This window comes from Limimaricola cinnabarinus (assembly GCF_047631075.1).
Classification (GTDB): Bacteria; Pseudomonadota; Alphaproteobacteria; order Rhodobacterales; family Rhodobacteraceae; genus Limimaricola; species Limimaricola cinnabarinus.
Map to the genome: position 1 here is coordinate 63,318 of NZ_JBLHYX010000001.1, position 12,201 is coordinate 75,518.

At 70.2% G+C, this 12,201-nt stretch carries 10 protein-coding genes; 6 read left to right on the forward strand and 4 right to left on the reverse strand.

Annotated features, from left to right (window positions below; genetic code table 11):
* Nucleotides 1–3: 3 nt before the first annotated feature.
* The 4 genes from idi to ACJASC_RS00360 all read right to left on the reverse strand — a co-directional run bounded on the left by idi (nt 4) and on the right by ACJASC_RS00360 (nt 4,163).
* Nucleotides 4–528, reverse strand: coding sequence for an isopentenyl-diphosphate delta-isomerase (gene idi / locus ACJASC_RS00345; protein WP_415143040.1), 525 nt, complete (start codon nt 526–528; stop codon nt 4–6).
* A 93-nt stretch (nt 529–621) separates the two neighbouring features.
* Complete coding sequence (locus ACJASC_RS00350) at nt 622–954, reverse strand: hypothetical protein (protein WP_021692369.1); 333 nt, start codon at nt 952–954, stop codon at nt 622–624.
* A gap of 74 nt (nt 955–1,028) precedes the next feature.
* Nucleotides 1,029–3,602 (reverse strand): HWE histidine kinase domain-containing protein, encoded by a 2,574-nt coding sequence (locus ACJASC_RS00355; protein WP_415142601.1) that lies wholly within the window; start codon nt 3,600–3,602, stop codon nt 1,029–1,031.
* Nucleotides 3,603–4,163, reverse strand: a complete 561-nt coding sequence (locus ACJASC_RS00360) for a heme oxygenase-like domain-containing protein (RefSeq protein WP_415142603.1) — start codon at nt 4,161–4,163, stop codon at nt 3,603–3,605.
* 214 nt (nt 4,164–4,377) lie between these two features.
* On the opposite strand from ACJASC_RS00360, the gene ACJASC_RS00365 reads away from it, so the two are divergent.
* The 6 genes from ACJASC_RS00365 (at nt 4,378) to trhO (ending at nt 12,180) form a co-directional block, all read left to right on the forward strand.
* The gene (locus ACJASC_RS00365) at nt 4,378–5,034 is read left to right on the forward strand and encodes an ABC transporter ATP-binding protein (RefSeq protein ID WP_415142605.1); all 657 of its coding nucleotides are present in this window, start codon (nt 4,378–4,380) and stop codon (nt 5,032–5,034) included.
* Nucleotides 5,031–7,412, forward strand: a complete 2,382-nt coding sequence (locus ACJASC_RS00370) for an FtsX-like permease family protein (RefSeq protein WP_415142607.1) — start codon at nt 5,031–5,033, stop codon at nt 7,410–7,412. Before ACJASC_RS00365 ends, ACJASC_RS00370 begins: the two co-directional genes overlap by 4 nt.
* Nucleotides 7,402–8,439: a lipocalin-like domain-containing protein gene (locus tag ACJASC_RS00375; protein ID WP_415142609.1), complete on the forward strand. Its 1,038-nt coding sequence runs from the start codon at nt 7,402–7,404 to the stop codon at nt 8,437–8,439. Before ACJASC_RS00370 ends, ACJASC_RS00375 begins: the two co-directional genes overlap by 11 nt.
* Nucleotides 8,432–8,986: a pyridoxamine 5'-phosphate oxidase family protein gene (locus ACJASC_RS00380; protein ID WP_415142611.1), complete on the forward strand. Its 555-nt coding sequence runs from the start codon at nt 8,432–8,434 to the stop codon at nt 8,984–8,986. The genes ACJASC_RS00375 and ACJASC_RS00380 overlap by 8 nt, the downstream gene beginning before the upstream one ends.
* Before the next feature lie 49 nt (nt 8,987–9,035).
* Nucleotides 9,036–11,189 (forward strand): selenide, water dikinase SelD, encoded by a 2,154-nt coding sequence (gene selD / locus ACJASC_RS00385; RefSeq protein WP_415142613.1) that lies wholly within the window; start codon nt 9,036–9,038, stop codon nt 11,187–11,189.
* Between the two features lie 118 nt (nt 11,190–11,307).
* Nucleotides 11,308–12,180, forward strand: coding sequence for an oxygen-dependent tRNA uridine(34) hydroxylase TrhO (trhO, locus tag ACJASC_RS00390; RefSeq protein WP_415142615.1), 873 nt, complete (start codon nt 11,308–11,310; stop codon nt 12,178–12,180).
* Nucleotides 12,181–12,201: the final 21 nt, after the last annotated feature.

Genomic DNA, 12,201 nt, shown 5'->3' on the forward strand with positions numbered 1-12,201 from the left:
CGCTTACAGCGTCAGGCCGGTCTCGGCCAGATAGATGGCGAGCCAAGGCGTGTAACGCTCGGGGCGCGCGGCGATATCGATGCGCAGCGCCTCGAGCGTGACCCAGTCCGTGTCCTGAACCTCCAACGGGTCGGGCGCGGGCCGGGGTTCGCGCAAGGGTTTCGCCAGATACACCTCGACCAGCTCGTGCTCTATCAGCTCCTTGCCCACGGCGGCGCGGTATTCCACCTGTCCCACATGCCGAAGCGGCAGATCGACGAGCCCCAGTTCCTCTCCGAGCCTGCGCTTGGCGCAATCCTCGGCGGCCTCGCCCCAAAGCGGGTGGGTGCAGCAGCTGTTGGTCCACAGCCCGGGCGTATGGTACTTGGCCGCCGCGCGCTGCTGCAGGAGCGTGCGGCCCTGCCACATCACGAAGACGCTCACCGCCGGGTGGCGCAGCCCGCGTCGATGCACCTCGATCTTGTCGACCGGCACCAGCCGATCGCCTTCCCAGGCGGGAATCGCGATCTCGTCGCGGCGATCCTCCATCATGCTCCCCCCTTCGGTCCGGCCCCTGGCGCATTCGCAGGCGCAGGCCCCGCGCGCCATCCGGCGGCGCGGGGCCTGCGCCTCACTTCCGTCTCAGAAGCTCGCGGTGGCCTCGACCGGTACGGCGCCGGCCTCGATCGGGGCGGGGCGCGTCTGCACCACCATCCGGGCGGTGGTGGCGTCGCAGGTCACGGTGACGATCTCGCCCTCGTCACGAAACCGCACGATGCGGCTGTCGGAGGTCTCGGCGAGGATGGCGGGCGTCTGGCCGATCCGTGTCGCCGTCTCGTCGATCCGCGACAGGCAGGCGGAGAAGGCCATGGGCACGGCCTGATCGGCAGGGGCCGCCGTCGGTACCGCCTCGCAGCCCGCCAGAACCGCCAGCCCCGTCAGCACGGTCAAGCCGCGCCATTTCGATCCGACCATGCCTTCGTCTCCCGCTCCATGATACCGGCGGCAGACTGCCCCGCCGGGACGACGAGGTCCAGACCGGTTCGGCATCAGCCCTGATCCTCACCGCGTAGAAGCAGTGTGAAACTCGTCTGCACGCTGCGCTTGGTGTAGGGTTTCTTGAGGATCACCGCGTCGGGATAGCTCTCGGCGATGCCGTCTGTCGCGCCGTAACCCGTCGCCAGAAGGAAGGGCACGCCGCGCGCCTGCAGCGCATCGGCCACTGGCATCGAGGTTTCGTGCCCGAGATTCACGTCGAGCAGCGCGATGTCGAAATGCCCCGTCTCGATCAGCCGCAGCGCCTCGCCGACGCCACTTGCCGTCGCGACTTCCTCGCAGCCGAGCTCGGACAGGATGTCGGCCCCGTCCATCGCGATGATCATGTTGTCCTCGACGATCAGGGCGCGCCCCGAAAGCCGCGCCGGCGGCACTTCGGGCAGGGCCGCACCGCCCGGGGTCTGCACCGGGGCCGGGCGCTTGGGCGCGGTCGATACGAAGCGCGCCGGTACCGAGAACGTCGCCTCCGTGCCGGTAAGCGCGAAACGCAGCTCCGCCGTGCCCCCCAGTTCGAACGGGATCGAGCGTTCGATCACCGTTGTGCCGAATCCGCGCCCCTCCGGGGGTTTCACCGCCGCGCCGCCGCGCTCGCGCCATTCGATTTTGAGGCCGTCATCTCCGCGCCGGGTCAGGGTGATGTTTACCGTGCCGTGTTCATGCTTGAGCGCGCCGTATTTCGCGGCATTGGTCACCAGTTCGTGCACCACCAGAGCCAGCGTCGAAAAGGCCTCCGGCGCCAGCAGCACGTCGTCGCCGGTGATCCGCACCCGGTCGCGGCGCTCGGCCACGAAGGCGGTGACTTCGGTTTCGATCAGCTCCCTGAGCGAGGCCGCCTCCCAGTCCGAGTTGGTGAGCTGGTCATGCGCGCGGGCCAGCGCGTCAATCCGGTCGTCGAGGATGCGGGTGTATTCGCTCACCGAGGTGACGCCCGAGCGGCTTTGCGACACGAGACTCCGGATCAGGTTGAGGATGTTGCGCACCCGGTGGTTCAGCTCGGCGATGAGCAGCTCCTGCCGCTCCTGCGCGCGTTTGCGCTCGGCGATGGAATCATCGGCGATCTTGAGCACCACCTCGAGCAGGGTGATGCGGATTGTCTCGGCGGCGGCGATTTCGCTCTCGGTCCATGGCGCGCTCTGGTGGCGCACCGTCTCGGTCCACGCCTCGAAGCTCTTGCGCGGGGTGAGCCGCAGGCCGTTGGGCCCCGGCTGCGCGGGCTTGGCCGGATCGCCCGCCCATGTGACCTGTTGCACCTGTTCGCGGCGGAACAGCACGATGTAGTCGCGCGGGCCCCGGCTGATCGGCAGCGACAGCAGCCCCGCCGCGCGCTCGACGAAACCATCGGCGGCCAGGTAGCGGTCCATCAGCAGGTCGGTCGCATGGACCCGGCCCGCCGCCACGCCGTGCAGGTGGCGCAAGAGCCCCATGAACTCCTCGCGCGTGGGGGTGGAGCCCAGCGCATGGAAACGGTCGTTGATCCAGATGGTGATGCCGTCGAAGGGGATCACCTCGCCGATGGCGCGGGCGATATGCTCGAAGTTCTCGCCGATGGCGTTGGGGTCGGTCATGTGCTCGACCAGCCCAGTGTGCAGCATCCGCGCCTGCAGGCTCTGCTGGCGCTCGGCGTCGGTCTCGACCGCGGCGACCTCGTAGGAGAAGAGCTGCGTGAACAACTCCACCGCCGAGCGTTTCTCGTAATCGACGTAATGCGGCGTGTCGTGGTGGCAGGCGATGAGTCCCCAAAGCCGCCCCTCGCGCAGGATCGAGACCGACATCGACGCGGCCACGCCCATGTTGCGCAGGTATTCCAGATGGATCGGCGACACCGCCCGCGTCACCGACATCGACAGGTCGAGCGGCGCGCCCTCGGGGCCGGACGCGGGCAGGATCGGCTGCGGTTCCGCATCCACATCCATGATGAGCCGGATCGGGCTGCGGACATAGAGCTCGCGTGCCTGACGCGGGATGTCGCTGGCGGGAAATCGCAGCCCGAGGAACGGCGTCATGCCGGGACGGGCGGCCTCGGCGATGACGGTTCCGCTGTCGTCGCGCTGGAACTGGTAGATCATGACCCGGTCGAACCCGGTCAGTGCCTTCATCGCGCGCGCCGCCTCGCGCGCCATCGCGGGGATCTCGCGGCGGCGCCGCACGCGGGACATCAGCGGCTGCACGAGCGACATCTCATCGCGCATCGCCTGCTGGGTCTTGGGCTCGAACTCGAACAGGTAGCTCGATCCCGAGGCGTGCACCGAGACGTCGAAATAGCGCCCGTCCTCGAACAGATCGACCCCGTAGACCCGCGCTGCGCCCGAATCCTGACCGAGGATCTGGATCCGCCCGCGCAGGTGATGGACCACCTCGCGCGGGAACAGGTCGAGAAACCGCGCGCCGATCGCGGTCTCGGGGTCGAGGCCGAGCATGTCGTCGATATTGGCCGAGACGTGCTGAACCACCCAGTCGCCGCTGATGGCGATCAGGCAGCCATAAGGCTGCACATGGCCTAGAAACTGGATCTGCTCGCGATCGCAATTGCTGAGCTCTACGGTGGCGTCGGTCGCGATGTCGGTCATTCAGGCGGTCCGTTCGCTCACTAGAGGGGCAGCGTCGCGGCATGCAGCATGGCCCGCCGCCAGAAAGAGTTCAAACAACTGTCGCGATTGCGTCAGCGTGGCGTCCGCTTGCGTACCATCGGCCGGCGATGCCCCCGCCGCATCGCAGAACGCGCGCCAACGGTCGGTCAGCGGCGGCAGCGACAGATAGGCCCCCGCGCCCTGCACGCGCGGGTCGGTCGCCGCCTGCCAGCGCCGCCGCAGCACCTGACTGCCGAGCCGGGAGCCGAGCAGGACGTAATCCTGCGCATCCGCATGGATCAGCGTCAGGGAGGTCAGGCGGGGCGGCGGAGCCGTGCCCAGATGCCGCAGGTCCGCGTCGATCGCCGCGATCATCGTGTCGAGCAGGGGCTGGCCTGTGCGTCCGCCCGGCGCAGGCCGGATCGTGGCAAAGGCGGCGCGATGCGCGCGCAGGAATAGCGACAGACCGGGCCGGGTGGCCAGGTCGATGTCGGAAAAGAAGCGGTCGAGCCGATCGTGGCAGGGCGCGAGATCCGATCTCAACCTCTGGCGCAGGCTCATATGGGGGGTCAAATCGGTGCGTATCCTCGAATCCGGGCGGTCTTTCGATGCCCGGCATCGATGGACCTTGTCCAAAAAGCCCAATTTTTCGCCCTTTCGCAAGGGGGGCGGGCGAGACGTGCGACGTTACGTCCGCAATCCGCCGGACCGGAAGACCCCCTACCTGAGACATCGCGGGTGTTTCCCGCCCTGCCGAATGGCCTAGCTTCGCCTGATGCTGTTGAAACTCAGAGATATCCGCAAAAGCTTTCCGGGCGCCGACGCGCCGGTGCCGGTGTTGCGCGGCATCGACCTCGATCTCGACGAGGGCGAGAGCATGGCGCTGACCGGCGAGAGCGGGTCGGGAAAATCGACGCTGCTGCATCTCGTGGGCGGGCTGGACCGGCCCGATGCGGGGCGCATCGATCTGGACGGGGTGGAGGTCACGGCGCTCGAGGATTCCGGCCGCGCGGCGCTCAGGCGCGGCACGGTGGGGATGGTGTTCCAGCAGTTCAACCTGATCCCCTCGCTCAATGTCGGCGACAACATCGCGTTTCAGGCGCGTCTCGCGGGGCGGCACGACGCCGCGACGACAGCCGCGCTGGTCGAGCGTCTCGGTCTCGGCCCGCATCTGGCGAAATACCCCGAGCAGCTTTCGGGCGGCCAGCAGCAGCGCACCGCCATCGCGCGCACCCTTGCGGCGCGGCCGCGCCTCGTGCTGGCCGACGAGCCCACCGGCAATCTCGACGAGGCCACCGCCGAGGCGGTGCTGGACGCGATGCTCGAACTGGTCGCCGAAACCGGCGCGGCGTTGTTGATGGTCACGCACTCGACGCATCACGCGGCCCGGATGGGACGGCGGCTGCATCTGCGCGCGGGGCGCATCGCGTGACCCGCACGGTGCTCTGGGCGCTGCTGTCGCATTGGCGGCGCGCGCCGTTGCAGCTCTTTACCCTGATCGCCGGCCTGGCCTTGGCGACGGGGCTGTGGTCGGGGGTGCAGGCGATCAACGCCGAGGCGCGCGCAAGCTACGACGCCGCCGCCGCGACGCTGGGCGAGGGGCGATACGCGCGGATCGAAGCGGCCTCGGGCGGCGAGATCGCGCTTGCGGACTACGTGGCGCTGCGCCGCGCGGGCTGGCAAGTGAGCCCGGTGGTGCAGGGGCGTCTGGGCGAGGTCCGGCTCGTCGGGATCGAACCGCTGACCGCGCCGGGCGGCATCGGGCCGGGGGCCGAGGAGGCCGACATCGCGGCGTTTCTGGGCGGCGCGGGGCAGGTCTTCGGCCGCGCCGAGGCGCTTGACGCGCTGCCCGCGCTCGACGCCGAGCGGGTGGTCGCGCCGGACGTGGCGCCGGGCACGGTCCTCACGGACATCTCGGTGGCGCAGCGATTGCTGGAGCGCGACGGGGTCGATGCGCTTCTGGTCGCGCCGGAGCAGCCCTTGGGCCGCGCCGATCTGGCCGAGATCGCCCCAGACCTCGCGCTGCGCTTGGCGCAGGGCGGCTCCGAAATCGGCAGGCTCACCGACAGCTTTCATCTCAACCTCACCGCCTTCGGCCTTCTGTGCTTCGCGGTGGGTATCTTCATCGTGCATGGCGCGGTGGGCCTTGCCTTTGAACAGCGCCGCCCGGTGCTGCGCACGATGCGGGCGCTGGGCGTGCCGCTGGGGCGGCTGGTGGCGCTGATGGTGGCCGAACTGGCCGGGATCGCGCTCGTGGCGGGCACGATCGGCGTCGGCCTGGGTTGGCTGCTGGCGGCGAGCCTTCTGCCCGACGTGGCGGCGACGCTGCGCGGCCTCTACGGGGCCGAGGTGGCGGGCGGGCTGACCTTCCGCCCGGTCTGGTGGCTGTCGGGGCTGGGCATCGCGGTGCTGGGCACGGCGCTGGCGGCGGGGGCGGCGCTGTGGCGCATCGCGACGATGCCGCTGCTGGCGGCGGGTGGCAAACGGGCTTGGGCGATGGCGGATGCGCGCAGCGCCCGCTGGCAGGGCGCGCTGACGCTGGGGCTGATCGGCGTCGCGGCCGCGCTGGCGCTTTGGGGCGACGGGCTGGTCGCGGGCTTCGGCACCTTGGGCGCGGGCCTCGTCGGTGCGGCGCTGGCGCTGCCCTTGCTCTTGGGGGCGGTGCTGGCGGCGGCGGCGCGGCTGGCGCGCGGCGCGTTGGCGCAGTGGTTCTGGGCCGACACGCGCCAGCAGCTTCCGGGCTTGTCACTGGCGCTCATGGCACTGTTGCTGGCGATGGCCGCCAATATCGGCGTCTCGACCATGGTGGGCTCCTTCCGCCAGACCTTCACCGGCTTTCTCGACCAGCGCCTCGCGCCCGAACTCTATATCGAGACAGCGGATGATGCGCAGGCCCGCACGGTCGAGGCATTTCTAGCGCCGCGCGTGCGCTCGGTGCTGCCGCTGGCCTCGGTGGAGATCAAGGTCGCCGGGCTGCCCGCCGAGCTGAACCTCGCGCGGCCCGATCCGACCTATCCCGAGAACTGGCGCTTCCTGCAGTCGGTCGAGACGCCGTGGGAGCGCCTCGCCGCGCGCGAAGGCGTGCTCATCAACGAGCAACTTTCCCGCCGTGCCGGTCTGGGCTTGGGCGATGCGGTGTCGCTCGGCCCCCGAGCCGAGCTGCCGGTGCTGGGCATCTATGGCGACTACGGCAACCCGGTGGGGCAGGTGATCGTCACCGAGGCGCTGTTCGCGGAGCTGCATCCCGAAATCGTGCCGCGCCGCTTTGGTCTGCGGCTCGATCCGGACGAGGTGCCTCGCATCCGCGCCGCTCTCATCGCCGAGGGCGTGGCCGAAGCCGCGATCACCGATCAGGCGGCGCTCAAGCGGTTTTCACTGCAGGTGTTCGAGCGCACCTTCGCGGTGACGGCGGCGCTCAACGTGCTGACGCTGGCGGTGGCGGGCTTCGCGATCCTGATGTCGCTCCTGACGCTGGCGGCGCTCAGGCTGCCGCAGCTGGCCCCGGTCTGGGCACTGGGGCTGACGCGCCGCCGCCTCGCAGCGCTGGAGATGCTGCGCGCGGTGCTTCTGGCGGCGCTGACGACGCTGCTGGCGCTGCCCGTGGGGCTGGCGCTGGCTTGGGTGCTTTTGTCGGTGGTCAACGTCGCGGCTTTCGGCTGGCGGCTGCCGATGGCCCTGTTTCCGGCGGCCTATGCGCAGCTCGGCCTCTTTGCGCTGCTCGCCGCAGCGCTTGCGGCGTTGTGGCCCGCGATCCGGCTGGCGCGCACCCCGCCCGCCGCCCTTCTGGGAGTGTTTGCCAGTGAACGCTAGGATCCTGCTGTTGTTGTCGTGCCTGCCCGGCCTCGCGCAGGCGCAGGGCTTTGCCGGTCTGGGGGGCGAGGCGGACGGGTTCGGCCTGCCCGCGCGGGGGCATGTCCTGACCTTTCCCGCCGATCACGGCGCGCATCCCGATTTTCGCATCGAATGGTGGTATGTCACTGCCAACCTCACCGGCCCCGACGGCACGCCCTACGGGCTGCAATGGACGCTGTTCCGCTCGGCGCTCGCCCCGCGCGAGGCGGCGGGATGGGACAGCCCGCAGATATGGCTCGGCCACGCCGCCGTCACCACGCCCGACGATCACCTGTTCACCCAGCGCCTCGCGCGGGGCGGCATCGGGCAGGCGGGGGTGACGCCCACCCCCTTCGCGGCATGGATCGATGACTGGCGCATGGCGGGGCCGGATTTCGGCGCGCTGGAGCTTGCCGCCTCCGGCCCGGCCTTCGCCTACGACATGACCCTCACCGCGCAGGGGCCGCTGGTGCGGCATGGCGAGGCCGGGTTCTCGGTCAAGTCGGGCGAGGGGCAGGCGAGCTATTACTATTCGCAGCCCTTCTTCGATGTCGCCGGTCGCCTGACGCTGCCCGAGGGGCCGGTCGAGGTCACGGGCACGGCATGGTTCGACCATGAATGGTCCTCGCAGCCGCTCTCGGACCGGCAGACCGGTTGGGACTGGTTTTCGCTCTCCTTCGAGGACGGTACCAAGCTGATGGGCTTCCAGCTTCGCGAAAACGACGCGGCGGGTTACAGTTACGCCAGCTGGATCGCGCCCGACGGGACGACGACGCCCTATGTCGGCGCGTTCGAGGCCGAGCCGCTGGAGACGGCGCGGACCGACGGGGCGGATGTGCCGGTGCGCTGGGCGGTGCGGCTGCCCGAGGAGGGCGTCTCGGTCGAGGTCGAGGCGTTGAACGCAGCCGCGTGGAACGCGCTGTCGCCGCCCTATTGGGAGGGGCCGGTGACGGTCTCGGGGAGCCATGAGGGCAAAGGGTATCTGGAGATGACGGGTTATGAGTGACATCACGACGCTTGCGGGGCTGCTGGATCTGGTGCGCGCGCGCATCATGGCGGGGCTGACGGACAAGGACGCGGCGTCGCGGCTGCCGGTGCTGGCCACGCGCGACGCCCAAGGCTGGCCCTCGGCGCGCAGTATGGTGCTGCGCGGCTTCGACGCCGGGGACTGGACGCTCGACGTGCATTCCGACGCCGACGCGGCCAAGGTGCTGCAGCTTACCGACGGGCCGCGTGCCATGCTGCAGTTCTGGGATGCGGAGGCGTCGCTTCAGGTGCGGATGCGCGCGCATGTGATCCGCCTGCCGCATGAGCAGGAAAAGGCGCTGTGGGAGCAGGTGCCGGAAGCCGCGCGCCGCCAATACGGCACGGTGCCGCCGCCCGGCACGCCGATCGCCGCCGCCGATGCATGGCATCCCAATCCACGCCCGGCGCGCTTTGCCGTGCTGCGCGCGCGGATCCTGCGGATCGAGGCGCTGCATATCGGTGACATCCATCGTCGCGCGCGGTTCGAGCGAGAGGAGGGCTGGCAGGGCAGTTGGCTGGTGCCGTGACCGTGGCTTCCACTGGCACGGCGCGCGGCGCCGCGATAGGTCTGCGCGCATGACGCCTCTCATCCCCCTGACCCGCGACCTCGTGCTCATCGGCGGCGGTCACTCCCACGCGCTGGTGCTGAAGCGCTGGGGCATGAATCCACTGCCCGGCGTGCGTGTCACGCTGATCGATCCCGGCCCGCTCACCGCCTATTCGGGGATGCTGCCGGGCCATGTCGCTGGCCATTACGACGCCGACATCCTGCAGATCGACCTCGTGCGGCTGGCGCGCTTTGCCGGTGCGCGGCTGATCCTCGGGCGGGCGGAGGCGATCGACCTTGCGCTGCGCGAGGTAATCGTGGGCGCGCGGCGCATCGGCTTCGACGCGGCCTCGCTCGATGTCGGCGTGACCAGCCGGATGCCGCAGGTCGAGGGTTTTGCCGAACACGGCGTCCCGGCCAAGCCGCTGGGCCTGCTCGCCCGCGCCTGGGGGGAATACCGCGCGGGCGAAGGCCCGGCACGCGTCGCGGTGATCGGCGGCGGCGTGGCGGGGGCCGAGCTGGCGATGGCGGCGGCGCATGGGCTGCGCCACCGCGCCGCGACCGTGACGGTGATCGACAAGGACAGGCTGTTGGCCGGGGCCTCGGACAGCGCCCGCCGGATCGTCCGGACCCGGATGAGCGCGCTCGGGGTCACGGCGATCGAAGGGGCCGGGGTGGCGCGGATCGAGGCCGACCGCGTGCTGCTCGACGACGGGCGCGAGGTGGCTTCTAACTTCACCATCGGGGCGGCGGGGGCGCGGCCGCAGGGCTGGCTGGCCGAGACCGGGCTGGCGACCACGGATGGCTTCGTCGATGTCGCGCCGACGCTGGAAACCAGCGCGCGGCACGTCTTCGCGGTGGGCGATTGCGCCCATATGACCGAGACGCCGCGCTCCAAGGCCGGGGTCTTCGCGGTGCGGCAGGCGCCGGTGCTCTTTGACAATCTGCGCGCGGCGCTGTCGGGCGGCGCGATGCGCGACTATTGCCCGCAGGAGGATTACCTCAAGCTCGTCTCGCTGGGCGGCAAATCGGCCATGGCCGAGAAATGGGGCCGCGCGGTGGCCCATCCGCTTTTGTGGCGCTGGAAGGACCGGATCGACCGGCGCTTCATGGGCAAGCTCTCGGATCTGCCCGAGATGGCGACGCCCAAGCTGCCCGAGCCGCTGGCCGAGGGCGTGGTCGAGGCGCTGGGGGACAAGCCGATGTGCGGCGGTTGCGGCGCCAAGGTCGGGCGCGGCGCGCTGGGCGAGGCGCTGGCGGGGCTGCCCACGCGCACCCGTGCCGACGTGCTGCCACTGCCCGGCGACGACGCCGGCCTCATCGTCACCGGCGGCCTGCGGCAGGTGATCTCGACCGACCATCTGCGCAGCTTCGTCGAGGACCCCGACCTGATGACCCGCATCGCGGCGATCCACGCGCTTGGCGATATCTGGGCGATGGGCGCCAAGCCGCAGGCCGCAACGGTGAGCCTGATCCTGCCGCGCATGAGCGCCGAGATGCAGCGCCGGACCATGGTCGAGATCATGGGCGCGGCGCGCGAGGTGATGGACGCGGCGGGTGCGCATATCCTTGGCGGTCACAGCTCGCTCGGCTCCGAACTGACGGTGGGCTTCACCGTAACGGGGATCTGCGAGGATGATCCCGTGACGCTCGGCGGGGCCAGGCCCGGCGCGGTGCTGATCCTCACCAAGCCGATCGGCTCGGGCACGATCATGGCCGCCGAGATGGCGCGCGCGGCACCCGGCCGGGTCGTGGCGGAGGCTTGGGACGCGATGCGGCAGGACCAGGGACGCGCCTCTGCGATCCTGAAGGGCGCGCAAGCGATGACCGACGTGACCGGCTTCGGCCTCGCGGGGCATCTGTCAGGCATCTGCGAGGCGTCGGGCTGCGGCACCGAGCTGCGCGTGGCCGACGTGCCCTTGATGCCGGGCGCGCTGGACCTGGCCGAGGCGGGCACGCGCTCGACACTGTTTGCCGACAACCTGTCTGGGGCAGGTGCGGTGATCACGGGCGCGGGCGGGCCGCGCACCGATCTGATGTTCGACCCGCAGACGGCGGGTGGGCTGCTCGCCGCTGTTGCCGAACAGGACGCCGAGCGGCTGCTGGCGGAGTTGCGGGCCGCGGGCTACGCGGCGGCGGTGGTCGGGCGGATGGTCAAGGGGGCGGGGCTGCGCCTCATTTAAAGCGATGCGCCGGGCCGCGGCCCCGGAATCAGTATTTTCGGAGAAAAGTAGCCAAGGCCCGTGCCCCGATGGGCGGGTGTCTTGCGCCTGCCGGGCTTGCGGCCTAAGCCCTCGCGCCATGTTCACCGTCGCCGCCCTGTATCACTTCGCCCCGCTCGCGGATGCCGACACGCATCGTGCGGCGCTGTTCGATTTCTGCGCCGAGCGCGGGATTCGCGGCACGCTGATCCTCGCGCAGGAGGGGATCAACGGCACCGTCGCCGCCGAAGACCGCGACGCGATCCTCGATCTCATCGCGCATCTGCGCGGCTGGCTTGGATTCGCCGGGCTGGAATGGAAGGAGAGCACCGCCGAGGCCGCGCCCTTCCGCCGTCTCAAGGTCCGGCTCAAGCGCGAGATCGTCACCATGGGCCAACCCGGCGTCGATCCGTTGGGGCAGGTCGGCACCCATGTCGATCCCGCCGAGTGGAACGCGCTGATCTTAGCCCCCGATGTCGCGGTGATCGACACCCGCAACGGCTATGAGGTCGCAGTGGGCAGCTTCGAGGGCGCTGTGGATCCCGGCACCGCGAGCTTTCGTGAGTTTCCCGACTGGTGGGAGGCCAACCGAGAGGCGCTGGCGGGCAAGCGTATCGCCATGTTCTGCACGGGCGGCATCCGCTGCGAGAAATCGACCTCGTTTCTCAAGGCGCAAGGGGTGGAGGATGTCTTTCACCTCAAGGGCGGCATCCTGAAATACCTCGAAGAAGTGCCCGCCGAGCAGAGCCTGTGGCGCGGCGAATGCTTCGTCTTCGACGAGCGGGTCGCGGTGGGCCACGGGCTTGAACCCGGCTCCCACGTGCTGTGCCGCGCCTGCCGGATGCCGGTCTCGCCGCGGGCGATGCAGGACCCGGCCTATGTGGAGGGCATCTCCTGCCCCGGCTGCATCGACGAGCGGAGCGACGCCGATCGCGCGCGATATGCCGAGCGGCAGCGCCAATTGCACCGCTGATCCCCCTACACCTCCACCCGC

Excerpts from the sequence above, each read along its gene's own strand:
- idi (WP_415143040.1), bottom strand. The coding sequence starts at position 528 with ATGGAGGATCGCCGCGACGAGATCGCGATTCCCGCCTGGGAAGGCGAT.
- ACJASC_RS00350 (WP_021692369.1), bottom strand. The coding sequence starts at position 954 with ATGGTCGGATCGAAATGGCGCGGCTTGACCGTGCTGACGGGGCTGGCG.
- ACJASC_RS00355 (WP_415142601.1), bottom strand. The coding sequence starts at position 3,602 with ATGACCGACATCGCGACCGACGCCACCGTAGAGCTCAGCAATTGCGAT.
- ACJASC_RS00360 (WP_415142603.1), bottom strand. The coding sequence starts at position 4,163 with ATGAGCCTGCGCCAGAGGTTGAGATCGGATCTCGCGCCCTGCCACGAT.
- ACJASC_RS00365 (WP_415142605.1), top strand. The coding sequence starts at position 4,378 with ATGCTGTTGAAACTCAGAGATATCCGCAAAAGCTTTCCGGGCGCCGAC.
- ACJASC_RS00380 (WP_415142611.1), top strand. The coding sequence starts at position 8,432 with ATGAGTGACATCACGACGCTTGCGGGGCTGCTGGATCTGGTGCGCGCG.
- selD (WP_415142613.1), top strand. The coding sequence starts at position 9,036 with ATGACGCCTCTCATCCCCCTGACCCGCGACCTCGTGCTCATCGGCGGC.
- trhO (WP_415142615.1), top strand. The coding sequence starts at position 11,308 with ATGTTCACCGTCGCCGCCCTGTATCACTTCGCCCCGCTCGCGGATGCC.